The following is a 25,273-nucleotide window of genomic DNA, read 5'->3' on the forward strand; positions in this document are numbered from 1 at the left end:
CCACTGCCGCCAATAAGTTCTGTCAATGAATCTTTACGGAACTATTGATGAGAGTTTGGTGTTTTATGTATCTGCAGGCATCTTTCCATTCAAACTAACGTTTCGCTACCGTGAAAGTGCTACAAAGATAAAGATATAGTTACAAAAAGCAAAAATGTGTAACCAATAGTAAAATTTAAGGAACTTTGTGAACGCCGTCATATTTCCATTGGACTTTAATGATATTTGCAGTGGATTTTATCTATTTATATGATTTTCTTATATTTAAATTAACTAAACGAAAATTTTCTTTCTGATCATTTATCCCCGCATTCACACTGAATCACGCTTTCAGGCGTCCAGAAAGCCAAAAATAAGTATAAAAATTGTGCTATCAGATAAGAAATTGCTAATCCGCAATAAGACTGTGGGTTAATTTTTTGTTCGCAAATATTTCAGAGAAATATTCCGTAACAGGAAGAGGGGCCTTGAGGGGTTGCAAATAGATTGATTGACTTAACAAACAGATAACTTGACAGAAGGGGATAAAAAAAGAGCCAGCGTGCGCTGGCTCTTTCAGGAAGTGAATTAGAAGCTGGCGTTACGCGGAGTACGTGGGAAAGGAATCACGTCACGCACGTTCTGTACGCCGGTCACGTAGGCAATCAGGCGTTCAAAGCCAAGACCGAAACCGGAATGTGGAACAGTACCGTAGCGACGCAGATCGCGATACCACCAGTAATCTTCTTTGTTCAGGCCCATCTCCAGCATACGCTCATCCAGCACGTCCAGACGCTCTTCACGCTGCGAACCACCAATGATCTCACCGATACCCGGCGCCAGAACGTCCATTGCGGCAACGGTTTTACCGTCTTCGTTAAGACGCATATAGAACGCTTTAATGTCTTTCGGATAGTTTTTAACCACTACCGGTGCTTTAAAATGTTCTTCCGCCAGATAACGCTCGTGCTCGGAAGAGAGATCTACACCCCAGTAAACCGGGTTTTCAAACTTCCTGCCGCAGTTTTCAAGGATGGTGACTGCGTCGGTGTAATCAACCTGGGCGAAGTCTGCTTCAATGAAGCGTTCCAGACGTGAAACGGCATCTTTATCTACGCGTTCAGCGAAGAATTTCATGTCGTCAGCGCGTTCTTCGAGAACTGCTTTGAAGACATATTTCAGCATGGCTTCAGCCAGACCGGCGATATCGTTCAGGTTAGCAAACGCGACTTCTGGCTCCAGCATCCAGAATTCCGCCAGGTGACGGCTGGTGTTGGAGTTTTCAGCACGGAAGGTCGGGCCGAAGGTATAAATTTTCGACAGCGCACAGGCATAGGTTTCGCCGTTCAACTGACCAGATACGGTCAGGAAAGACTCTTTACCGAAGAAGTCTTTATCGAAATCGACTTTGCCCTGATCGTTACGCGGCAGGTTTTCCAGATCCAGCGTTGAAACGCGGAACATTTCGCCAGCGCCTTCGGTATCGGACGCGGTAATCAGCGGCGTAGAAACCCAGAAGAAGCCCTGCTCGTTAAAGAAGCGATGCAGCGCCTGTGCCAGCGTGTGGCGAACGCGCGCTACTGCGCCAATCAGGTTGGTACGCGGACGCAGGTGAGCGACTTCACGCAGATATTCGATGCTGTGGCGTTTTGCGGCCATCGGGTAAGTGTCTGGATCTTCAACCCAACCGGCAACTTCAACGTTGCTGGCCTGAATTTCAAATTGTTGCCCCTGGCCCGGCGATGCCACGACTTTACCCGTCACAATGACCGAGCAACCGGTGGTCAGACGCAGTACGTCTTCATTGTAATTGGGCAGAGAATTATTGATGACAGCCTGTACAGGATCAAAGCAGGAACCGTCATAAACGGCGAGGAAGGAGATGCCAGCTTTTGAATCTCGGCGGGTACGTACCCATCCGCGCACGGTGACTTCGCTGTCAACGGCTATGCGGCCCTGGAGTACGTCGGCTACAGGCACAACGCTCATAATATTCTCTCTGTTAATAGTCGGAAAAAATAAACACTTGTCCACCCGTCAATGGGGGGATACCTATGTTACCTGGCATCTGCAATCAGACAAGCAGAATTCGCAGATGGGACAAAAGATTTCGGAATAAAAGGCAAAAAAGGGAGCCGTTATGGCTCCCTGATGATATTAACTGGCTTTTTTAATGTGCGGAAGGTCGAATGCTTTACGCAACGCGCGGACAAACGCTTTGTCATGGCAGATAGTTTTGCCAGGGCTGTCAGAAAGTTTCGCCACCGGTTTACCGTTACACTCCACCAGTTTAATCACGATATTCAAGGGTTTTACCTGAGGAATATCACAAGTCAGGCGTGTGCCAATGCCAAAACTTAATTGCACGCGAGAAGAGAAGTGGCGATAAAGCTCAACCGCGTTAGGTAAATCCAGATTGTCGGAGAAAACCAGTATTTTGCTTTGCGGATCAATCCCCAGTTTCTCATAATGTGCAATCGCTTTTTCGCCCCATTCTACCGGGTCGCCAGAGTCATGACGCAAGCCCTGATAGCGGCTGGCAAACTCCACGCCGAAATCACGTAAAAATGCATCCATCGTAATACAGTCGGTTAACGCAATCCCCAGTTGATCGGGATACTCTTCCAGCCAGGCAGCAAGTGCAGCTCGCTGGCTGTTGGCAAGATCCGGGCTGATTTGCTGATGTGCCTGGAACCATTCGTGTGCCTGGGTTCCCATCGGCGTGAGGGAAAGACGACGCGCCAGATCGTAGTTGCTGGTGCCAACGAACCACTTTTCCTGTTGCAGACGTTTAACGATGGTTTCTTGTACTTCGCGAGAAAAACGGCGGCGAGTGCCGAAATCCATCAGATGGAAGCGCGACATATCAAGGTCGGCGGTTAACGCCGAGAAGTTGACTAATTTGCTTTCCAGAGTGTCGAGGGCTTGCGCAACGTCGGCCTGCGGTGAGCGATAGCGATGTACCAGTTCACTAATCACCGCCAGCAACGGGACTTCCCATAGGATGACTTCACGCCACGGACCGCTTAAACGAATATCCAGCTTACCGTTATCGTTGCTAACAGTGACCTGTTCCGGATTAAAGCGGAATTCACGCAGCCAGTCGAGATAGTCGGCTTTAAAGAAAGGCAGGGCAGAGAGCCACTGATATTCATCATCCCGCAGGCACAAGTTTTCCATCGCCTGAACCTGTTCACGAATAGCATCGGCATAAATACCCAGCAGATCGTCACCACGGCAACGAAATTCCGCCGCGACATGCACATCATAGTAGTGATGAAACACGGCTTGCTGCATATGCAACTTATAAGCATCTGTATCCAGCAACGAGTGCAGAACAGGAGAAGCGAATTGTGTCATAGGTGCGCAGTAGCGTCCTCTTACGGGAGCGTTTAGTACAATAAACATCTTAGGAAACTGCTGGAGTATACCTTGTTTCGCAATTTATTGAACCCCGATCACACCATATGCCACCTTTATGGTCGATAGCGTTGCGCTGTGTATGTTATACAAATGTAGCAATAAAAGCGTTTGTACCTGAAAAGATGAAGATTCTGCGTAGCGAGATTTACGCAACAGGAATAGACTGAACACCAGACTCTATAAAAGATGCTAAAGGTTATTTATGACTCAACAGCCACAAGCCAAATACCGTCACGATTATCGTGCGCCGGATTACCAGATTACTGATATTGACTTGACCTTTGACCTGGACGCGCAAAAGACGGTAGTTACCGCAGTCAGCCAGGCTGTCCGTCACGGTGCATCAGATGCACCGCTTCGTCTTGATGGCGAAGATCTTAAACTGGTTTCTATTCATATTAATGATGAGCCGTGGACCGCCTGGAAAGAAGAAGAGGGCGCACTGGTCATCAGTAATTTACCGGAGTGTTTTACGCTCAAGATTGTTAATGAAATTAGTCCGGCAGCGAATACCGCGCTGGAAGGACTTTATCAGTCAGGCGATGCGCTTTGCACCCAGTGTGAAGCCGAAGGTTTCCGCCATATTACGTATTATCTTGACCGCCCGGACGTGCTGGCGCGTTTTACCACCAAAATTATTGCCGATAAAACCAAATATCCATTCCTGCTTTCCAACGGTAACCGCGTTGCGCAAGGCGAGCTGGAAGATGGACGTCACTGGGTGCAGTGGCAGGATCCGTTCCCGAAACCGTGCTACCTGTTTGCGCTGGTGGCAGGCGACTTTGATGTACTGCGCGACACCTTCACCACGCGTTCTGGTCGCGAAGTAGCGCTGGAACTGTATGTCGATCGCGGCAACCTTGATCGCGCGCCGTGGGCGATGACCTCGCTGAAAAATTCCATGAAGTGGGATGAAGAACGCTTCGGCCTGGAGTATGACCTCGACATCTATATGATTGTTGCGGTGGATTTCTTCAATATGGGCGCAATGGAGAATAAAGGTCTGAATATCTTTAACTCCAAGTATGTACTGGCGCGCACCGACACCGCCACCGACAAAGATTACCTCGATATTGAACGCGTTATTGGTCACGAGTATTTCCACAACTGGACCGGTAACCGTGTGACCTGCCGCGACTGGTTCCAGCTCAGCCTGAAAGAAGGTTTAACCGTCTTCCGCGATCAGGAATTCAGCTCTGACCTCGGCTCCCGCGCGGTAAACCGTATCAATAATGTGCGCACCATGCGCGGATTGCAGTTTGCGGAAGATGCCAGCCCGATGGCGCACCCAATCCGCCCGGATATGGTCATTGAGATGAACAACTTCTACACCCTGACCGTTTACGAGAAGGGCGCGGAAGTGATTCGTATGATCCACACCCTGCTGGGCGAAGAAAACTTCCAGAAAGGGATGCAGCTCTATTTCGAGCGCCATGATGGCAGTGCAGCGACCTGTGACGACTTTGTTCAGGCAATGGAAGATGCGTCGAATGTCGATCTCTCCCATTTCCGCCGTTGGTACAGCCAGTCCGGCACGCCAGTTGTGACCGTCAAAGACGACTACAATCCGGAAACTGAGCAGTACACCCTGACCATCAGCCAGCGCACGCCAGCCACACCGGATCAGGCAGAAAAACAGCCGCTGCATATTCCGTTTGCCATCGAACTGTATGATAACGAAGGCAAAGTGATCCCGTTGCAGAAAGGCGGTCATCCGGTCAATTCCGTGCTGAACGTCACTCAGGCAGAACAGACCTTTGTCTTTGATAATGTCTACTTCCAGCCGGTGCCTGCGCTGCTGTGCGAATTCTCTGCGCCAGTGAAACTGGAATATAAGTGGAGCGATCAGCAACTGACCTTCCTGATGCGTCATGCGCGTAATGATTTTTCCCGCTGGGATGCGGCGCAAAGCCTGCTGGCGACCTACATCAAGCTGAACGTCGCCCGTCATCAGCAAGGACAGCCGCTGTCTCTGCCGGTGCATGTGGCTGATGCTTTCCGCGCGGTGCTACTCGATGAGAAGATTGACCCGGCACTGGCGGCAGAAATCCTCACGCTGCCATCCGTCAATGAAATGGCGGAACTGTTCGATATCATTGATCCGATTGCCATTGCCGAAGTGCGCGAAGCACTCACCCGTACTCTGGCGACTGAATTGGCGGATGAGCTGCTGGCAATCTATAACGCGAATTACCAGAGCGAGTATCGCGTTGAGCATGAAGATATTGCGAAACGGACGCTACGTAATGCCTGCCTGCGCTTCCTCGCTTTTGGTGAAACGCATCTGGCTGATGTGCTGGTGAGCAAGCAGTTCCACGAAGCGAACAATATGACCGATGCGCTGGCGGCGCTCTCTGCGGCGGTTGCTGCGCAGTTGCCATGCCGTGACAAGTTGATGCAGGAATACGACGATAAGTGGCATCAGGACGGTCTGGTGATGGATAAATGGTTTATCCTGCAAGCTACCAGCCCGGCGGCGAATGTGCTGGAGACGGTGCGAGGCCTGTTGCAGCATCGCTCATTTACCATGAGTAACCCGAACCGTATTCGTTCGTTGATCGGCGCGTTTGCGGGCAGCAACCCGGCAGCGTTCCATGCCGAAGATGGCAGCGGTTACCAGTTCCTGGTGGAAATGCTTACCGACCTGAACAGCCGTAACCCGCAGGTGGCTTCACGTCTGATTGAGCCGTTGATTCGCCTGAAACGTTACGATGCCAAACGTCAGGAGAAAATGCGCGCGGCGCTGGAACAGTTGAAAGGGCTGGAAAATCTCTCTGGCGATCTGTACGAGAAGATAACTAAAGCTCTGGCTTGATACAAATATGCCTGATGCGACGCTGACGCGTCTTATCAGGCCTACAAACTCGTTGAAATTGCTGGTTTTGTTGGCTGGATAAAGCGTTCACGCCGCATCCGGCAACCGTGTTCAACTGCCTGATGCGACGCTGACGCGTCTTATCAGGCCTACAAACTCGTTGAAATTGCTGGTTTTGTTGGCTGGATAAAGCGTTCACGCCGCATCAGGCAACCGTGTCCAACTGCCTGATGCGACGCTTGACGCGTCTTATCAGGCCTACAAGCCCGTTGAAACTGCTGGTTTTGTGCGCCGCATCCGGCATATTAACCTTGACGCCGAATCGGTTGTTCAGAATGCCCACGATGCATCACCCTTTGCAACACTTCCGCTTCCAGCTCCGCTAATCGCACTGACCCTAACCGGCGCGGACGGGGGATATCCACTGTCAAATCCAGACCAATTTTTCCCTCTTCAATTAACAACACCCGGTCAGCCATTGCTACCGCTTCGCTCACATCATGCGTCACCAACAGTACGGTAAAGCCGTGCTCCTGCCAAAGTGACACAATCAAATCCTGCATCTCGAGTCGCGTTAAGGCGTCCAGTGCCCCGAGCGGTTCATCAAGCAACAATAAACCCGGTCGATGAATCAACGCTCTTGCCAGCGCCACTCGCTGTTTCTGCCCGCCTGAAAGTGCGGCAGGCCATTCCCCGGCGCGATTCTCCAGTCCTACCGCAGCCAACGCCCGACGCGCGGCATCGCGCCACTGGCCTTTAAGGCCTAACCCAACGTTATCAATCACCGATTTCCACGGCAGCAGACGCGCATCCTGAAACATCATTCGCGTATCATCCTGAATCTCGGCCAGCGGTGTTGTGCCTGCCAGCACATCGCCTGCGGTTGGCGTTTCCAGCCCGGCCAGCAGGCGCAGCAGGGTACTTTTGCCACCACCGCTGCGGCCCACCACCGCCACAAACTGACCTGCCGGAATATGTAAATCCAGTTGGTTCAGGACGATATTTTCCGCGTAATGTTTGCTTACTGCATTGAGCAACAATGGTGTGCCCTGGTTCAGACGAGCCGTATTCATACCGTGGCCTCCTTCAGATGATAAGCCGGGTTCCAGCGCAACCAGAGACGCTCTAACAGCTGCGCGCTGACGTCAGCAAGTTTGCCGAGCAGGGCGTAAAGAATAATAGCGACTACCACCACGTCCGTTTGCAAAAACTCCCGCGCATTCATCGCCAGATAACCAATACCGGAATTGGCAGAAATGGTTTCGGCAACAATCAGCGTCAGCCACATCAGGCCCAACGCAAAACGCACGCCGACCATAATTGAGGGCAGGGCGCCAGGCAGGATCACATGGATAAACAGCGGTAATCCGGATAAGCCATAGCTTCGCGCCATTTCCACCAGCCCGCGATCGATATTACGGATGCCGTGCCAGGTATTGATATAAATGGGGAAAAGCGTGCTGAGCGCCACCAGAAAGATTTTTGCGGATTCATCAATGCCAAACCACAAAATCACCAGCGGGATCAGCGCCAGATGCGGCACGTTGCGCAACATCTGAATTGAGGTATCCAGCAGCCTTTCTCCCCAGCGCGACAGTCCGCTAATCAGCCCCAGAATCAACCCCAGCGATCCGCCAATTGAAAAGCCAATCAGCGCCCGCCAGGAGCTGATCGCCAGATGCTGCCACAATTCGCCGCTGGCGGAGAGCGTCCAGAACGCCATCACCACCCCTTCCGGTGAGGGCAAAATACGCGTCGACAGCCAGCCAACCGAGGAGGCCAGTTGCCACACCGCCACGATGCCCACCGGTAAAAACCAGGGGGCAACGCGCAATAACCACTTCTTCACTGGCGTTACCATCATCGTGTTCCTTAGCTTTGCGCGACTTTACGGGGGATAAAATCATTCGCCACTGCTTCGCCTTGCGGATTCAGCGGTTGTGGCTGGGGAATTTCCGGGATGGCGATATCCAGATGCGGGAACAGTAACTCGCCGACCCGATACGCTTCTTCCAGATGCGGGTAGCCCGAAAGCACAAAACTGTCGATGCCAAGTGCGGCGTATTCGTTGATTCGCGCAGCGACCGTCGGACCATCGCCCACCAGCGCCGTCCCGGCACCACCGCGTACTAAGCCAACGCCCGCCCATAAATTGGGGCTGATCTCCAGATTGTCGCGCTTGCCATTATGCAGCGCCGCCATTCGCTGTTGTCCTACGGAATCCGTCCGAGCGAATGCGGCCTGTGCTTTGGCGATAGTTTCATCATCAAGATGCGAGATTAGCCGCTCGGCGGCCTGCCACGCTTCGTCGTTAGTTTCACGAACAATCACATGCAGACGAATACCGAAACGAATTTTGCGTCCATGCGCGGCAGCTTTCGCACGCACTTGTTCGATTTTCTCTTTAACCAGTTCCGGCGGTTCGCCCCAGGTGAGATAAAGATCAACCTGTTCGGCGGCCAGATCCTGGGCGATGTCTGACGATCCACCAAAGTAAAGCGGGGGGTAGGGCTGTTGAATTGGTGGAAAGAGCAGTTTGGCTCCCCGCACATGAATATGTTTACCGTTGAAATCGACGGTTTCCCCCAGCAATAAGCGCCGCCAGACCTGGGTAAATTCCGCCGAGGCTTCGTAGCGCTCGCTATGATCAAGGAACACGCCGTCGCCTGCCAGCTCTTGTGGATCGCTGCCTGTGACCAGGTTAAACAACGCGCGTCCGTTAGAGAGACGATCAAGCGTGGCGGCCTGGCGGGCGGCAACGGTAGGTGAGGTTACGCTGGGGCGCAGGGCGACAAGAAACTTCAGCCGCTGCGTCACCGGGATCATCGACGCCGCCACCAGCCACGCATCTTCACACGATCGCCCCGTTGGAATTAGCGCACCGGTATAGCCCAGACGATCCGCCGCTTGCGCAATTTGTTGCAGATAACCATGATCAACCGGGCGTGAACCTTCTTCCGTTCCCAGATAATGCCCGTCACCGTGGGTCGGTAAAAACCAGAACATATTCAGACTCATAATTGTTTTCCTTCCAGTTGCGTGGGCTGCCAGATGCGCTGGCGAATATCGACTTTTTTCGGCACCAGACGGTTTTCATAAAACAGATCTGCCGTTTGCTGCTGTAAGGCGGCAACCTCGGCGTTAACCGGTTTGATGGTGGTGGGAGGACGATGATCCAGATACGAAGCAATTACCGGAGCCGGTAAGCCCATTGTTTTTGCCAGTAAAGCGATGCTTTGCTCGCGCTGGCTGCGGGTTAATGAATCGGCCTCACTAAAGGTTGTGAGCACACCCTGAATAAAGGTGCCGTTTTTTTCTGCATAGGGACGAGCTGCCAGATAAAACGATCCGGTTTGATTGAGACTAGTGCCATCTTTCAACACCCGCACGCCGCCCTGTAATAACGCGGCGGAGTAGTAGGGATCCCAGATAGCCCAGGCGTCGACGTTACCTTGCTGGAACGCGGCGCGGGCATCGGCGGGCGTCAGGTAAGTGGGCTGGATATCGGTGAATTTAAGCCCGGCCTGTTGCAGGGCGCGCAGTAAAAGGTTGTGCGAACTGGAACCTTTCTGAAAGGCAATTTTGTGACCTTTAAGATCGGCTACGGTTTTGATCGGACTGTTTTCTGGAACCAGAATCACTTCGGCTTTTGGCTTCGGCGGCTCGACGCCCACGTACACCAAATCAGCCCCGGCGGCCTGAGCAAAGATGGGTGGAATATCCCCCGTACTGCCGAGATCAATACTGCCAACGTTTAACGCCTCCAGCATTTGCGGACCTGCGGGAAACTCCACCCAGGAGATTTTTGTTTGCGGATAGCGTTTTTCCAGTAACTGGTGGCTTTTTGCCAGCACCATACCAATGCTACCTTTCTGGTAGCCAATATGTAACGCTTCTGGAGTCGACTCCGTAGCAACTGCAAGTGTTGAGACGCTAAGTAATCCCGCCAGCGCCAGTTTAATGATGTTACGCATGGGCATTACCTCGCAGAGAATGAAGGTCAGGAACCTGAACATCCCGACGGTGCAGCGCCTGCCAGAAAGTTTCCAGGGCGGTATCAAGACGGGTTTGCAGATTTGGCGTGAATAGCGGCTTGTGCTGGTAATCAATCACCTGGGAGTCATCGGCAAACACGCCGTGCAGGATCTCCTGGGCTTTCAGCGCACTTAAAACTGGTTTAAGGGCGTAATCGACCGCCAGCAGATGAGCCACCGTGCCGCCCGTCGCCAGTGGCAGTACCACTTTGCCTTGCAAAGCGCGTTCTGGTAGCAGGTCGAGCAGGGTTTTCAGCGCGCCGGAATAGGCGGCTTTATACACAGGTGTGGCGACAATCAGCCCATCGGCCTGTTGTAGCTGTTCGGTGAAGGTCTTGAGTGCCGGACTATCGAAACGGGCATAGAGCAGATCTTCCGGGGCGAAGTTTTGCAGATTCCAGTGATAAACCTCAACATCCAGGCCATTCAGTTTTTCCCGCGCATATTCCAGTAAGGAACTGGAGCGAGAAGGAAAGCGAGGACTACCCGCCAGGGTGATGACACGCATACTCTCTCCTTATAACCAATTGTTCTTGTTTTGTTAACATTGATAACAATTCGGTCAGTCTGACAGAGGGCGTTCGTGAGTCGAAATGATTTATCTGAAGAAGGAAAGCCAAAAAAAGCATAAAAAAGCGCAACAAGAAAACGTTTGCTATTTTTTGCCGCAGGTCAATTCCCTTTTGCTGCGAACTCGCACATAATACGCCCCCGGTTTGCACACCGGGAATCCAGGAGAGTTCATGTACTACCCCTTCGTTCGTAAAGCCCTTTTCCAGCTCGATCCAGAGCGCGCACACGAGTTTACTTTTCAACAATTACGCCGCATCACCGGAACACCGTTTGAAGCGCTTGTTCGGCAAAATGTTCCAGCGAAGCCGGTTAACTGTATGGGACTGACCTTTAAAAACCCGCTTGGCCTGGCTGCCGGTCTTGATAAAGACGGGGAGTGTATTGATGCCCTTGGTGCAATGGGATTTGGATCGATCGAGATCGGTACTGTCACCCCGCGTCCACAACCAGGAAACGACAAACCGCGTCTTTTTCGCCTGGTCGATGCTGAAGGTTTAATAAACCGTATGGGCTTTAATAACCTCGGCGTTGATAACCTTGTAGAGAACGTTAAAAAAGCCCACTACGACGGTGTTCTGGGAATCAATATCGGCAAAAATAAAGATACGCCGGTTGAGCAAGGCAAAGATGACTATCTGATTTGTATGGAAAAAATCTACGCCTATGCAGGATATATTGCCATCAATATTTCATCACCAAATACCCCGGGATTACGCACTCTGCAATATGGCGAAGCACTGGATGATTTATTAACGGCAATTAAAAATAAACAAAATGATCTGCAAGCGCACCACCATAAATATGTACCAATAGCAGTGAAGATCGCGCCGGATCTTTCTGAAGAAGAGTTGATCCAGGTTGCCGATAGTTTAGTTCGCCATAATATTGATGGCGTCATTGCAACTAATACTACCCTCGATCGTTCTTTAGTTCAGGGAATGAAAAATTGCGATCAAACCGGTGGCTTAAGTGGTCGTCCCTTACAATTAAAAAGTACGGAAATTATTCGTCGCTTGTCGCAGGAATTAAACGGCCGCTTACCGATTATTGGTGTTGGTGGTATTGACTCGGTAATCGCTGCTCGCGAGAAGATAGCTGCGGGAGCTTCTTTGGTGCAAATTTATTCCGGTTTTATTTTTAAAGGTCCGCCGCTGATTAAAGAAATCGTTAACCATATCTAATTATTTCTTTCATTTTCTCTTTATAAGATAATCAGGGCTTTATTTTCAGCCCTGGTTGTTTTATATTCATTGCTGTTACTTATTTAGACATTTTGTACTTTTTTGTTGAGGTTATTAAGCGAAGCGACAATGGAATATGTTGCAGTGGATTTATAGGGTAGAGGAGACGCATATGCGAATTAAACCAGACGATAACTGGCGTTGGTATTATGATGAAGAGCATGATCGAATGATGCTTGATTTAGCCAATGGCATGCTATTTCGCTCACGTTTTGCGCGCAAAATGTTGACACCAGATGCCTTTTCTCCAGCGGGATTCTGCGTTGATGACGCCGCGCTCTATTTCTCGTTTGAAGAAAAATGCCGCGACCTTAACTTATCAAAAGAACAAAAAGCTGAACTGGTGCTTAATGCGCTGGTGGCAGTTCGTTATCTCAAACCGCAAATGCCGAAAAGCTGGCATTTTGTTTCTCATGGTGAAATGTGGTCGCCAGTGCCGGGTGATGCAGCCTGTGTCTGGTTAAGCGATACCAATGAACAAGTCAGCCTGCTGGTTGTTGAATCTGGCGAAAATGCCGCGCTGTGTCTCCTTGCGCAGCCTTGTGTTGTCATCGCTGGTCGCGCCATGCAACTGGGTGACGCCATCAAAATTATGAATGACAGACTGAAACCTCATATGAGTTATGACAGCTTCAGCCTTGAACAGGCCGTTTAACCTTTCAGTTTCAATGCAGTCTTCGGTACACAACTACAGCAAAGAATTGTCCCGTCGTCGCTCATAGCTGATTTTTTCAGCGGGGTGACTTCGCCTTCCAGAAGCTGAACCCGACAACTTCCGCATATGCCCGCGCGGCAAGAATAGGGGATCCGAATCCCTTGATTTTCTAATTGCTCCAACAAAACCTGTTGATTATTACCGCGAAATGCCAGTCCTTGCCAGTCGATATCTACATTTGCATCCATTTGCTGCGTTGTCGGGAGAGTATCGTCTGCGGCTGCCGCGCCGTAGATTTTCGCCGGTGCAGTTGCAAGAATTTCCACTGCATCACCAACACGAACAACGCCACTATTGCGGGCAATTAAATTCTGACCAAAATCGACATCGCCATTATCCTGGGCAGTGCGGAATGATTGCAGCGTTTTTAACGGTTCGCCTGCCGGATGCTTTTGTCCTTTTTCCGGGCTGACAGTGGTGAAAATACAGCGGCTGCAGGGCTTTACCACGTCAAACACCACATCGCCAATGCGAATCACTTTCCAGGTATCTTCTTCCCAGGCTGCCGCGCCGGAAACCACCAGATTGGGGCGAAATTGCTCCATTTTTACACTTGCCGGGCAGCGTTGCTGCACATCACGCAGTGAGGCTTCATTAGCGAGCAGATACGGATAGCCATCAGCAAACGACAAGGGTACAGTGTTATGGCGTCTTACGCGCCGTGTCATCTGCGGTCCTACCCAGCGCAGTTGCACTTCACGGGAGAAAAAGCCGCTTAACCATTTGTTGATCTCATCTGGCGCAATGCGTGCAGTAAAATGGTTACCCCACACTTCGGTTGGCGCGTCCTGCATAGCGAAATCAGCAAAACGGATGTATGCGCTGCTGCCATCTGGCGCGGTGAGATGTAAGCCGTCATGCACGGGCGAAGGGGTAAACCGCACCATCTGCGGAAACTGGCGGGCAGTAATAAACCTACCGTCAGGTTCTGTGACCATGAAGATGCGATCGAAGGCCAGACCGCTGACATCAGCCAGAGCATGTGTCAGACCGATGCCGCGCATCGATTTAACAGGATGAATAAAAAGCCGGGTTAATATCGTCACGGTGCGGTCCTCAAATGAAAATAAGCCCTCAACTTTATGACATGACGCGCTTATTAGCTATAATGCGCAACAATTTTCTTAGTGCCTATCCCGTTAGGCTATTTTATTTGTCAGTTTAGCCCTGGGCAGTGCTCGAAATCCTCACGTACTGGTGTACGTTCCGGTTTCTCCGTGCTGTCCATGTCCAAACTGACTGCAACAATTACGCCTACTGCGGTAGGCCTTAGAGTAAAAGTGACGATATGAATTCTCTGTTTGCCAGTACGGCCCGTGGGCTGGAAGAGCTGTTAAAAACTGAACTGGAAAACCTGGGGGCCGTTGAATGCCAGGTGGTTCAGGGTGGGGTCCATTTCAAGGGCGACACGCGGCTTGTTTACCAGAGCCTGATGTGGAGTCGCCTGGCCTCGCGTATTATGTTGCCGCTGGGCGAGTGTAAGGTTTACAGCGACTTAGACCTTTATCTCGGCGTTCAGGCGATCAACTGGACAGAGATGTTTAATCCTGGCGCGACCTTTGCTGTCCACTTCAGCGGTCTGAATGACACCATCCGCAACAGCCAGTACGGCGCGATGAAAGTCAAAGATGCGATCGTTGATGCTTTCACCCGTAAGAATCTGCCGCGCCCGAATGTCGATCGCGATGCGCCGGATATCCGCGTGAACGTCTGGCTAAATAAAGAAACCGCCAGCATCGCTCTCGATTTAAGTGGTGATGGTTTGCATCTGCGCGGCTATCGTGATCGTGCGGGTATTGCGCCGATCAAAGAAACTCTGGCGGCGGCAATTGTGATGCGTTCCGGTTGGCAGCCAGGAACACCGCTGCTCGATCCAATGTGTGGTTCTGGTACGTTGTTGATTGAAGCGGCGATGCTGGCGACCGACCGCGCACCGGGCTTGCACCGCGGGCGTTGGGGCTTTAGCGGCTGGGCGCAACATGATGAAGCTATCTGGCAGGAAGTGAAAGCGGAAGCGCAAACTCGTGCCCGTAAAGGCCTGGCGGAGTATAGCTCCCATTTCTACGGTTCGGACAGTGACGCACGTGTGATTCAACGTGCGCGCACTAACGCCCGTCTTGCGGGGATTGGTGAACTGATCACCTTTGAGGTGAAAGATGTCGCGCAACTGACCAATCCGCTGCCGAAAGGGCCGTACGGTACAGTGTTGAGCAACCCGCCATACGGTGAACGTCTGGACAGCGAACCGGCGCTGATTGCGCTGCATAGTCTGCTGGGCCGAATCATGAAAAACCAGTTCGGTGGCTGGAATCTCTCTTTATTCAGTGCCTCGCCGGATCTGTTAAGTTGCCTGCAGTTGCGTGCAGACAAACAGTACAAAGCGAAAAACGGTCCATTAGACTGCGTGCAGAAAAATTACCACGTTGCCGAAAGCACTCCAGACAGCAAACCGGCAATGGTGGCAGAAGACTACGCCAACCGCCTGCGTAAGAATCTCAAAAAATTCGAGAAGTGGGCGCGTCAGGAAGGCATTGAATGCTACCGCCTGTACGACGCCGATCTACCGGAATACAACGTTGCCGTTGACCGCTACGCCGATTGGGTGGTGGTGCAGGAGTATGCGCCGCCGAAAACCATTGATGCGCACAAAGCGCGTCAACGTCTGTTCGATATTATCGCGGCGACCATTTCGGTACTCGGGATTGCGCCAAACAAACTGGTGCTGAAAACCCGTGAACGCCAGAAGGGCAAAAATCAGTACCAGAAACTGGGCGAGAAGGGCGAGTTTCTTGAAGTCACCGAATATAACGCTCACCTGTGGGTGAACCTGACGGATTATCTTGATACTGGTTTGTTCCTCGATCACCGTATCGCCCGTCGTATGCTCGGTCAGATGAGCAAAGGCAAAGATTTCCTCAACCTGTTCTCCTATACCGGGAGCGCCACCGTGCACGCGGGATTAGGCGGCGCGCGCAGCACCACTACGGTGGATATGTCGCGTACCTATCTGGAGTGGGCAGAACGAAACCTGCGCCTTAATGGCTTAACCGGTCGTGCGCATCGCCTCATTCAGGCCGACTGCCTGGCGTGGTTGCGTGAGGCTAATGAACAGTTCGATCTGATCTTTATCGATCCGCCAACCTTCTCTAACTCAAAACGAATGGAAGATGCGTTTGATGTTCAGCGCGATCATCTGGCGCTGATGAAAGATTTGAAACGTCTGCTGCGTGCAGGTGGGACGATCATGTTCTCGAACAACAAACGTGGTTTCCGTATGGATCTTGACGGACTGGCAAAACTGGGACTGAAAGCACAAGAAATTACGCAAAAAACGCTCTCCCAGGATTTCGCCCGTAACCGCCAGATCCACAACTGCTGGCTGATTACCGCAGCCTGAAAGGAATAGTAATGTCATTAATCAGTATGCATGGCGCATGGCTGTCGTTCAGCGACGCGCCGCTTCTCGATAACGCAGAACTGCATATCGAAGATAACGAACGTGTTTGTCTGGTGGGCCGTAACGGTGCAGGCAAATCGACGTTAATGAAAATCCTCAACCGTGAACAGGGGCTGGATGACGGTCGCATTATTTACGAGCAAGATTTGATCGTTGCGCGTTTGCAGCAGGATCCGCCGCGTAACGTTGAGAGTAGCGTTTATGATTTCGTTGCCGAAGGCATTGAAGAACAAGCGGAATACCTGAAACGCTATCACGATATTTCGCGCCTGGTGATGAACGACCCGAGCGAGAAGAATCTCAACGAACTGGCGAAGGTTCAGGAACAGTTGGATCACCACAACCTGTGGCAACTGGAAAACCGCATCAACGAAGTGCTGGCACAGCTGGGATTAGATCCTAACGTTGCGCTGTCGTCGCTTTCCGGCGGCTGGTTGCGTAAAGCCGCATTAGGGCGAGCGCTGGTGAGTAATCCGCGCGTGTTGCTGCTCGATGAACCGACTAACCACCTGGATATTGAAACCATCGACTGGCTGGAAGGTTTCCTGAAAACGTTCAACGGTACGATTATTTTCATCTCCCACGACCGTTCATTTATTCGCAATATGGCGACGCGTATTGTCGATCTCGATCGCGGCAAGCTGGTCACCTATCCGGGTAATTACGACCAGTATTTGTTGGAAAAAGAAGAAGCCCTGCGCGTGGAAGAACTACAAAATGCCGAGTTCGATCGCAAACTGGCACAGGAAGAAGTGTGGATCCGTCAGGGGATCAAAGCGCGTCGTACCCGTAATGAAGGCCGCGTGCGTGCGCTGAAAGCAATGCGTCGCGAACGCGGTGAACGTCGCGAAGTTATGGGTACCGCAAAGATGCAGGTAGAAGAGGCCAGTCGCTCCGGTAAGATCGTTTTCGAAATGGAAGACGTTTGCTACCAGGTTGACGGTAAGCAACTGGTGAAAGATTTTTCTGCCCAGGTACTACGTGGCGATAAAATTGCCCTGATTGGCCCGAATGGCTGTGGCAAAACCACGCTGCTGAAACTGATGCTTGGTCAACTTCAGCCGGACAGCGGACGCATTCATGTCGGCACTAAACTGGAAGTCGCCTATTTTGACCAGCACCGTGCGGAACTCGATCCCGACAAAACGGTGATGGATAACCTTGCTGAAGGTAAGCAAGAGGTGATGGTTAACGGTAAACCGCGCCATGTACTGGGTTATTTACAGGACTTCCTGTTCCATCCGAAACGGGCGATGACGCCGGTGCGCGCGCTCTCTGGCGGGGAACGTAACCGTCTGCTTTTGGCGCGTCTGTTCCTGAAACCCAGTAACTTACTGATCCTCGACGAACCGACCAACGATCTCGATGTTGAAACGCTGGAACTGCTTGAAGAGCTGATCGACAGCTACCAGGGTACAGTATTGCTGGTTAGTCACGATCGTCAGTTTGTTGATAACACCGTAACAGAGTGCTGGATCTTCGAAGGTGGCGGCAAAATTGGCCGTTATGTCGGCGGTTATCACGACGCGCGCGGACAGCAAGAACAGTATGTGGCGTTAAAACAGCCTGCGGTGAAAAAAAACGAAGAAGTAGCTGCGCCGAAAGCAGAAACTGTAAAACGCAGCAGTAGCAAACTAAGCTATAAATTGCAGCGCGAATTAGAACAGCTACCGCAACTGCTTGAAGATTTGGAAGCAAAACTGGAAGCCTTACAGGCGCAGGTGGCAGATGCCTCTTTCTTCAGCCAGCCCCATGAGCATACGCAAAAAGTGCTCGCTGATCTGACTGCCGCTGAACAGGAACTGGAGCAGGCTTTTGAACGTTGGGAGTATCTTGAAGCGTTAAAAAATGGTGGCTGATCGCTAATCAGTTAAGTGAAAAGAGAGACTGCTGACAACGGCCAAATTGTCTGATGCGCTACGCTTGTCTGGCCTGGGTGGAAACGTCAATTTATTGCGTTTCCACGAGCTCCCTGAGCGGATAATGCGGTAGTTCAGCATCCGGCAAGCGAGTGCTATGTCAGCATTCTGTAGAATAGCGCATCATTAAGGAGTACCAATGTGCGAACATCATCATGCCGCGAAGCACATCCTGTGTTCGCAGTGTGACATGCTGGTGGTTTTACCCCACCTTGAGCATGGTCAGAAGGCGGCATGTCCTCGGTGTGGCACAACGTTAACCGTTGCGTGGGATGCCCCTCGACAGCGTCCTACCGCTTATGCGTTGGCTGCACTGTTCATGCTGCTGCTGTCCAACCTGTTCCCTTTTGTCAATATGAACGTTGCAGGGGTAACCAGTGAGATTACGTTGCTGGAAATCCCGGGCGTACTGTTTTCCGAGGACTATGCCAGCCTCGGTACTTTTTTCCTGTTGTTTGTGCAACTGGTCCCTGCGTTTTGCCTGATCACTATTTTACTGTTGGTTAATCGCGCGGAAATACCAGTTCGTTTAAAAGAACAACTGGGGCGGGTACTTTTTCAGCTCAAAACCTGGGGAATGGCGGAGATTTTCCTTGCCGGTGTGTTGGTCAGTTTTGTCAAACTGATGGCTTACGGCAGCATTGGCGTGGGCAGTAGTTTCATTCCCTGGTGTTTATTTTGTGTGCTGCAATTACGCGCCTTTCAGTGCGTTGATCGCCGCTGGTTATGGGATGATATTGCCCCGATGCCAGAGCTTCACCAGACGCTGAAACCGGGCATAACGGGAATACGCCAGGGGCTGCGCTCTTGCTCATGCTGTACGGCAATTCTTCCTGCCGATGATCCAGTGTGTCCGCGCTGTGGCACCAAAGGATATGTTCGACGCAAAAACAGTCTGCAATGGACGCTGGCACTGCTTTTTACGTCGATCATGTTATATCTCCCGGCGAACATCTTACCCATTATGGTGACCGATTTTTTAGGCTCTAAGATGCCGTCGACCATTCTCGCCGGGGTTATCTTATTATGGAGCGAAGGCTCTTATCCGGTTGCCGCCGTCATCTTTTTAGCCAGTATCATGGTGCCAACTTTAAAGATGATCGCCATAGCCTGGCTGTGCTGGGATGCGAAAGGGCACGGCAAGCGTGATAGTGAAAGAATGCATTTGATTTACGAAGTTGTTGAGTTTGTAGGCCGCTGGTCAATGATTGACGTTTTCGTGATAGCGGTGCTCTCGGCGCTGGTGCGTATGGGAGGCTTAATGAGTATTTATCCGGCAATGGGTGCATTAATGTTTGCTTTAGTCGTCATTATGACAATGTTTTCTGCGATGACGTTTGATCCACGTTTGTCGTGGGATCGTCAACCTGAACCAGAGCATGAGGAGTCCTGACAGTATGGAATCTAATAGTGGGGAAGCCAAAATCCAGAAAGTGAAGAACTGGTCCCCTGTGTGGATATTTCCCATCGTTACGGCACTCATCGGGGCCTGGGTACTTTTTTATCATTACAGTCATCAAGGGCCGGAAGTTACCCTGATCACTGCTAATGCGGAAGGAATAGAAGGCGGCAAGACTACCATTAAAAGTCGTAGCGTGGACGTCGGTGTGGTCGAAAGTGCCACGCTGGCTGATGATTTAACGCATGTTGAAATCAAAGCGCGTCTCAACGCCGGTATGGAAAAACTGCTGCACAAAGATACTGTCTTTTGGGTAGTGAAACCACAAATTGGTCGTGAAGGTATTAGTGGCCTTGGTACGTTGCTTTCCGGTGTGTATATCGAGTTGCAACCGGGGGCTGCCGGCAGCAAGCAAACAAAATATGATTTGCTTGATTCTCCACCGTTGGCCCCACCAGATGCCAAAGGGATCCGTGTCATTCTTGACAGCAACAAAGCTGGGCAACTTACGGCGGGAGATCCCGTGCTGTTTCGTGGTTATCGCGTAGGGTCGGTTGAAACCAGCACCTTCGATACCCAGAAGCGTAATATCAGCTATCAACTGTTCATCAATGCGCCTTATGACCGCCTGGTAACGAGCAACGTTCGCTTCTGGAAAGATAGCGGCATAGCGGTGGATCTGACCTCGGCGGGGATGCGCGTAGAGATGGGGTCATTGACGACGTTGCTAAGTGGTGGTGTCAGCTTTGACGTGCCTGAAGGGTTGGATTTGGGACAGCCGGTTGCGCCAAAAACGTCATTCGTTTTGTATGATGATCAGAAGAGTATCCAGGATTCACTGTACACAGATCACATTGATTATCTGATGTTCTTTAAAGATTCGGTACGCGGTCTGCAACCTGGCGCGCCAGTGGAATTCCGCGGTATTCGTCTCGGTACGGTAAGCAAAGTGCCATTCTTTGCGCCGAATATGCGTCAGGTCTTTAACGATGATTATCGCATTCCAGTCATGGTGCGTATTGAACCAGAACGACTGAAAATGCAGTTAGGTGAAAATGCTGATGTGGTAGAACACCTGGCCGAATTGCTGAAGCGCGGTTTACGCGGTTCACTGAAAACCGGGAATCTGGTCACGGGAGCGCTGTACGTCGATCTGGACTTCTATCCAAATGCTCCGGCAATTACCGGTGTGCGTGAGTTTAATGGCTATCAAATAATCCCGACCGTTAGCGGTGGTCTGGCGCAAATCCAGCAACGTCTGATGGAAGCGTTGGATAAGATTAACAAACTGCCGTTGAACCCGATGATTGAACAGGCGACCAGTACGTTGTCGGAAAGTCAGCGCACGATGAAAAACCTGCAGACTACGCTGGATAGTATGAACAAGATCCTTGCCAGCCAGTCGATGCAACAGTTGCCGACGGATATGCAGTCGACACTGCGCGAATTGAACCGCAGCATGCAGGGCTTCCAGCCGGGTTCCGCAGCTTATAACAAGATGGTGGCGGATATGCAGCGTCTTGATCAGGTATTGCGTGAACTGCAACCGGTTCTGAAAACGCTCAACGAGAAGAGCAACGCGCTGGTATTTGAAGCGAAGGATAAAAAAGATCCAGAGCCGAAGAGGGCGAAACAATGAAAAAGTGGCTAGTGACGATAGCGGCACTGTGGCTGGCCGGATGCAGCTCCGGTGAAATTAACAAAAACTATTACCAATTACCTGTGGTGCAGAGCGGTACGCAAAGTACCGCCAGCCAGGGTAACCGCCTGCTATGGGTCGAGCAGGTTTCCGTACCTGATTATCTGGCAGGGAATGGTGTGGTATACCAGACCAGTGATGTGAAGTATGTGATTGCCAATAACAACCTGTGGGCCAGCCCGCTGGATCAACAGTTGCGCAATACCCTGGTCGCTAACCTGAGTGCGCAACTGCCCGGTTGGGTCGTAGCCTCCCAGCCTTTGGGAAGTACCCAGGACACGCTTAATGTGACTGTGACGGAGTTTAACGGCCGTTACGATGGTAAGGTGATTGTGAGTGGCGAATGGCTACTAAACCATCAGGGACAACTGATAAAACGTCCGTTCCGTGTGGAAGGTGTGCAGAATCAGGATGGCTACGATGAAATGGTCAAAGTGCTGGCCAGTGTCTGGAGTCAGGAAGCCGCGACTATTGCGCAAGAGATAAAGCGTCTACCTTAATTATAAAGATTTGTAAATATAACCGTCTCCGGCATGTAGCCTGAGGCGGTTTTTTTGTTTATAAGCCATGAGAAAACTTGTTCCGCTTCACATTTTTTGTACAACCGACATGCCCGTGTAGCTCACAAATATGGCAGTGGCGTGAATTTTGCGCATTGACGGCAGTTATGATTCGCGGTATTGCTTAACTGTGATTGCACATTTAGTAATCACTGTTTTCTTTTCCACCAGAAACCAGTATGAGGGAAACGAGGCATGAAGAGACAAAAACGAGATCGCCTGGAACGGGCACATCAACGTGGTTATCAGGCCGGCATCGCCGGACGCTCAAAAGAAATGTGTCCCTATCAGACGCTGAATCAAAGGTCACAATGGCTGGGAGGCTGGCGAGAAGCCATGGCGGACAGGGTAGTAATGGCCTGATTCTGTCTCTTTAAAAAGAAACCTCCGCATTGCGGAGGTTTCGCCTTTATATACTCTGTCTGATTAAAATCAGAATGCAGACGTATCCTGGAACAGACCCACTTTCAGGTCGTTGGCGGTATAGATCAAACGACCATCAACCAGCACTTCGCCATCCGCCAGGCCCATAATCAGACGACGGTTAACAATGCGTTTAAAGTGAATACGATAGGTCACTTTTTTCGCCGTCGGCAGCACCTGGCCTGTGAATTTCACTTCGCCAACGCCCAGGGCGCGGCCTTTACCTTCGCCGCCCAGCCAGCCGAGGTAGAACCCTACCAGCTGCCACATCGCGTCCAGGCCCAGGCAGCCCGGCATTACCGGATCGCCGATGAAGTGGCAACCGAAGAACCACAGATCCGGATTAATATCCAGCTCTGCTTCTACATACCCTTTGTCGAAGTTCCCGCCCGTTTCAGTCATTTTGACCACACGGTCCATCATCAGCATGTTCGGTGCTGGCAATTGTGGGCCTTTAGCACCAAACAGTTCACCGCGACCAGAGGCAAGAAGGTCTTCTTTTGTATAGGATTCGCGTTTATCTACCATGTTCTCTGTAAGCCTTATTTTATTGAAGCACGCAGGATAGCTAACACGTGTACGCTGAACAAGTCCGATCAGTTCGGAATAAACCAGTTCAGCCAACGTAGTGGCCACGGAAAACGGTGACGCCCTTCCTGTTGCGATGCTTGCGCGATACGTTCCTGGATAGTTTGCATCAGCGTCGTCTGGCCTTCGCCATCCCACACCAGATTTAATAATAACGGCAGTGCATCAGTCACATCGTCCACTGCCCAGATGGTGAATTTGCCTTCCTCTACCGCCTTCACCAGTTCACTGTGAAGACTTAAATGGCGAACGTTAGCGCTGGGGATAATCACACCTTGCTTCCCACTTAACTCACGCTGCTGGCAGATAGCAAAGAAGCCCTCGATTTTCTCATTCAGACCGCCCACAGGCTGGGCGCGACCAAACTGATCCACTGAACCTGTAATGGCGATACTCTGATTCACCGGGACATCAGCAAGGGCGCTGATCAGAGCGCAGAGCTCGGCCATTGATGCGCTGTCACCATCCACTTCACTGTAAGATTGTTCAAAGGTCAGTGACGCCGAGAAAGGGATCTGTTGCTCAAGCTGAAGTTCCGACATCAAAAACGCCTGCATGATCATCATCCCTTTAGCGTGAATGTTGCCGCCAAGCTCCGCTTTGCGTTCGATGTCGGTGAATTCACCATCGCCAATATGCACAACGCAGCTAATGCGAGAAGGTTCGCCAAATGCGCGTGGATGGCCTGGAAATTCAATGACCGAAAGGGCGTTAATTTGCCCGATGCGTTCACCTTCGGTTTCAATCAGGATCTGCTCCTGAAGGATTTCATCCTGCATGCGCTCGGCGAGGAAACCTTCGCGCCATTCCCGCTGCTGTAACATTAAGTTTAGCTGCTCGCCGGAGAAGGTATCACCTTCGCACAATGAAGCGACCTCCTTACACTGGCGGAGGATCCACTGCGGACTAAGTGGCAGCGTTTCTTGCTCACCGGTATAGCGTACTGCTTCGCGGACAAGTACCGGCCAGGCGTCGGCATCTGGCGCTGGCAAGTGGTTAAGTCTGGCGATAAAAGTCACCCAGCGACACCATTGGCGTACGGATTCGGCATCGACTATCTGCAGAGTATCTTCAAATTCGCTATAGATCGCTTGTTCAGACAGTTCTGGCTCCATCTCCTGGAAATCGGCCAATGAATCGCGTTCGCCTACCAGAATGACTTTCAGCTTCAATGGCATCGAAGGTACAGAGACGGGGAGAGGGCGCGACTCATCAAATGCTACCCAATCGAAGCGTTCGCGGTTGACGATGTTCTTCAGACGCATCCACAGCAATGGCTGGGCCAGCAGTGTACGCAAGGAGATAATCAAAATGCCGCCATTGGCCTGATGTACCAGTCCTGGCTGCAAGGTAATGTCGCCATTAAACTGGCGCAAACAGCCAAAAAGCTGTTCGGCTTCAGCCCAGTCAGCAGTAACAACCTGGGTTAAGGTCGCAAAATTATCGTCAGTGCTAACTGCGTTCCGTAAGCGTATGGTGTGGCCGGAAATCTCATAGTGAGCGCCCATCAGTTGGCCTGCATCGCTTTGTAGCGTGCGTGCAGCATCGGCTATAAGATTCAGATAATCGGATTCTTCCGGCGCTTTTGCCAGTATAAAAGAGGATGATGCCCGCGCGTGCAGCAACTGCTCAAGCGCAAATTGCAGTCGCGGTTGAGTGTCACTGAATAAAGGATCGTTTTCGTCAATCAAATGTGGCTGTGCGAATACTTCCTGATAGCTTTCGGTATCAGGAATCAGGTCACGCCATGCAAGTTTCGTAATGGTCAAAGTCGATGTTTTTTAGTCTGTTGTCAAAGGCGCGATTATACCGTAACCGGCACTGCAGCACACGTAGAAAGCACCGACAAAAGTCCCGGCATGCGCGTTAAAGCTCACAGGACAGAGATTCTTTTCATCACACAGGTAAAAAGCTGATATTCTGTAAAGAGTTACACGGTAACATTGAGATCGCTATGAAATATCAACAACTTGAAAATCTTGAAAGTGGTTGGAAATGGAAATATCTGGTGAAGAAGCACCGTGAAGGTGAGTTGATCACCCGTTACATAGAGGCCAGTGCCGCCCAGGAAGCCGTCGATGTGTTGCTATCGCTGGAGAACGAACCTGTACTCGTAAATGGCTGGATTGAAAAACATATGAATCCAGAGCTGCTTAATCGCATGAAACAGACGATTCGGGCCAGACGAAAACGGCACTTTAATGCGGAGCATCAGCATACGCGCAAGAAATCTATCGATCTGGAATTTATTGTCTGGCAAAGGTTAGCAGGGCTTGCGCAACGTCGTGGTAAAACGCTATCCGAAACGATTGTCCAGCTGATTGAAGATGCGGAAAACAAAGAGAAGTATGCGAATAAAATGTCTTCTTTGAAGCAGGATTTGCAGGCATTACTTGGTAAGGAATAACTGGCGAAGGTCATTTACTTTACTACAGATGAAAAAAACCC

The 25,273-nt window shown here is 51.1% G+C and carries 20 protein-coding genes; 10 read left to right on the forward strand and 10 right to left on the reverse strand.

The genetic code is table 11. From position 1 onward, the window contains the following. Positions 1 to 567: 567 nt before the first annotated feature. Entirely contained in the window at positions 568 to 1,968 is a 1,401-nt protein-coding gene (asnS, locus tag FFT88_RS19820) for an asparagine--tRNA ligase (protein WP_130215767.1), read from the reverse strand. Positions 1,969 to 2,136: 168 nt separating this feature from the next. Beyond that, positions 2,137 to 3,339: a nicotinate phosphoribosyltransferase gene (pncB, locus tag FFT88_RS19825; RefSeq protein ID WP_130215769.1), complete on the reverse strand. Its 1,203-nt coding sequence runs from the start codon at positions 3,337 to 3,339 to the stop codon at positions 2,137 to 2,139. Between the two features lie 265 nt (positions 3,340 to 3,604). Here pncB and pepN point away from each other — a divergent pair, with 265 nt between their 5' ends. Beyond that, positions 3,605 to 6,217 (forward strand): aminopeptidase N, encoded by a 2,613-nt coding sequence (gene pepN / locus FFT88_RS19830; RefSeq protein ID WP_135404490.1) that lies wholly within the window; start codon positions 3,605 to 3,607, stop codon positions 6,215 to 6,217. Positions 6,218 to 6,522: 305 nt separating this feature from the next. Here the strand turns inward: pepN and ssuB are convergent, their stop codons facing one another. From ssuB to ssuE, 5 genes are read right to left on the reverse strand one after another with little or no spacing between them, the layout of a single operon-like run. After that, a complete protein-coding gene (gene ssuB, locus FFT88_RS19835; RefSeq protein ID WP_135404489.1) occupies positions 6,523 to 7,290 on the reverse strand; it encodes an aliphatic sulfonates ABC transporter ATP-binding protein in 768 nt (255 codons plus the stop codon). Further along, entirely contained in the window at positions 7,287 to 8,078 is a 792-nt protein-coding gene (gene ssuC, locus FFT88_RS19840) for an aliphatic sulfonate ABC transporter permease SsuC (protein ID WP_135404501.1), read from the reverse strand. The genes ssuB and ssuC overlap by 4 nt, the downstream gene beginning before the upstream one ends. 11 nt (positions 8,079 to 8,089) lie before the next feature. Next, complete coding sequence (gene ssuD / locus FFT88_RS19845) at positions 8,090 to 9,235, reverse strand: FMNH2-dependent alkanesulfonate monooxygenase (protein ID WP_135404488.1); 1,146 nt, start codon at positions 9,233 to 9,235, stop codon at positions 8,090 to 8,092. After that, positions 9,232 to 10,191: an aliphatic sulfonate ABC transporter substrate-binding protein SsuA gene (gene ssuA / locus FFT88_RS19850; protein WP_135404487.1), complete on the reverse strand. Its 960-nt coding sequence runs from the start codon at positions 10,189 to 10,191 to the stop codon at positions 9,232 to 9,234. Before ssuA ends, ssuD begins: the two co-directional genes overlap by 4 nt. After that, on the reverse strand, positions 10,184 to 10,759 hold the full coding sequence (gene ssuE / locus FFT88_RS19855) for an NADPH-dependent FMN reductase (RefSeq protein WP_135404486.1): 576 nt from the start codon (positions 10,757 to 10,759) through the stop codon (positions 10,184 to 10,186). Before ssuE ends, ssuA begins: the two co-directional genes overlap by 8 nt. A 235-nt stretch (positions 10,760 to 10,994) precedes the next feature. Between ssuE and pyrD the strand changes: the two genes are divergently transcribed. Then, a complete protein-coding gene (gene pyrD / locus FFT88_RS19865; protein ID WP_130205367.1) occupies positions 10,995 to 12,005 on the forward strand; it encodes a quinone-dependent dihydroorotate dehydrogenase in 1,011 nt (336 codons plus the stop codon). Between the two features lie 172 nt (positions 12,006 to 12,177). Further along, on the forward strand, positions 12,178 to 12,720 hold the full coding sequence (zapC, locus tag FFT88_RS19870) for a cell division protein ZapC (RefSeq protein WP_064528385.1): 543 nt from the start codon (positions 12,178 to 12,180) through the stop codon (positions 12,718 to 12,720). Here the strand turns inward: zapC and ycbX are convergent. Next, a complete protein-coding gene (gene ycbX, locus FFT88_RS19875; RefSeq protein WP_135404485.1) occupies positions 12,717 to 13,826 on the reverse strand; it encodes a 6-N-hydroxylaminopurine resistance protein YcbX in 1,110 nt (369 codons plus the stop codon). The two genes, zapC and ycbX, sit on opposite strands and share 4 nt — an antisense overlap. 242 nt (positions 13,827 to 14,068) lie before the next feature. On the opposite strand from ycbX, the gene rlmKL reads away from it, so the two are divergent. The 6 genes from rlmKL (at position 14,069) to rmf (ending at position 22,177) form a co-directional block, all read left to right on the forward strand. Further along, positions 14,069 to 16,177: a bifunctional 23S rRNA (guanine(2069)-N(7))-methyltransferase RlmK/23S rRNA (guanine(2445)-N(2))-methyltransferase RlmL gene (gene rlmKL / locus FFT88_RS19880; protein ID WP_135404484.1), complete on the forward strand. Its 2,109-nt coding sequence runs from the start codon at positions 14,069 to 14,071 to the stop codon at positions 16,175 to 16,177. An 11-nt stretch (positions 16,178 to 16,188) separates the two neighbouring features. After that, positions 16,189 to 18,096 carry an ABC transporter ATP-binding protein gene (locus FFT88_RS19885; RefSeq protein WP_135404483.1) on the forward strand — a complete coding sequence of 636 codons (1,908 nt, stop codon included), beginning with the start codon at positions 16,189 to 16,191 and terminating at the stop codon, positions 18,094 to 18,096. Positions 18,097 to 18,295: 199 nt separating this feature from the next. Then, entirely contained in the window at positions 18,296 to 19,549 is a 1,254-nt protein-coding gene (gene pqiA / locus FFT88_RS19890; protein WP_130222101.1) for a membrane integrity-associated transporter subunit PqiA, read from the forward strand. 4 nt (positions 19,550 to 19,553) lie between these two features. After that, on the forward strand, positions 19,554 to 21,194 hold the full coding sequence (gene pqiB / locus FFT88_RS19895; protein ID WP_130205377.1) for an intermembrane transport protein PqiB: 1,641 nt from the start codon (positions 19,554 to 19,556) through the stop codon (positions 21,192 to 21,194). Beyond that, on the forward strand, positions 21,191 to 21,754 hold the full coding sequence (pqiC, locus tag FFT88_RS19900; protein WP_064528397.1) for a membrane integrity-associated transporter subunit PqiC: 564 nt from the start codon (positions 21,191 to 21,193) through the stop codon (positions 21,752 to 21,754). The genes pqiB and pqiC overlap by 4 nt, the downstream gene beginning before the upstream one ends. Positions 21,755 to 22,009: 255 nt before the next feature. Continuing rightward, positions 22,010 to 22,177 carry a ribosome modulation factor gene (gene rmf, locus FFT88_RS19905; RefSeq protein WP_000828648.1) on the forward strand — a complete coding sequence of 56 codons (168 nt, stop codon included), beginning with the start codon at positions 22,010 to 22,012 and terminating at the stop codon, positions 22,175 to 22,177. 69 nt (positions 22,178 to 22,246) lie between these two features. On the opposite strand, the gene fabA is transcribed toward rmf, so the two are convergent. After that, the gene (gene fabA / locus FFT88_RS19910; RefSeq protein WP_000227926.1) at positions 22,247 to 22,765 is read right to left on the reverse strand and encodes a bifunctional 3-hydroxydecanoyl-ACP dehydratase/trans-2-decenoyl-ACP isomerase; all 519 of its coding nucleotides are present in this window, start codon (positions 22,763 to 22,765) and stop codon (positions 22,247 to 22,249) included. A gap of 68 nt (positions 22,766 to 22,833) precedes the next feature. Continuing rightward, the gene (locus FFT88_RS19915) at positions 22,834 to 24,594 is read right to left on the reverse strand and encodes a Lon protease family protein (protein WP_135404482.1); all 1,761 of its coding nucleotides are present in this window, start codon (positions 24,592 to 24,594) and stop codon (positions 22,834 to 22,836) included. A gap of 185 nt (positions 24,595 to 24,779) precedes the next feature. Between FFT88_RS19915 and matP the strand changes: the two genes are divergently transcribed. Further along, positions 24,780 to 25,232 (forward strand): macrodomain Ter protein MatP, encoded by a 453-nt coding sequence (matP, locus tag FFT88_RS19920; RefSeq protein ID WP_064528401.1) that lies wholly within the window; start codon positions 24,780 to 24,782, stop codon positions 25,230 to 25,232. The last annotated feature ends 41 nt before the right edge of the window (positions 25,233 to 25,273 follow it).

It is taken from the genome of Escherichia sp. E4930 (assembly GCF_005845405.1).
Lineage (GTDB): Bacteria > Pseudomonadota > Gammaproteobacteria > Enterobacterales > Enterobacteriaceae > Escherichia.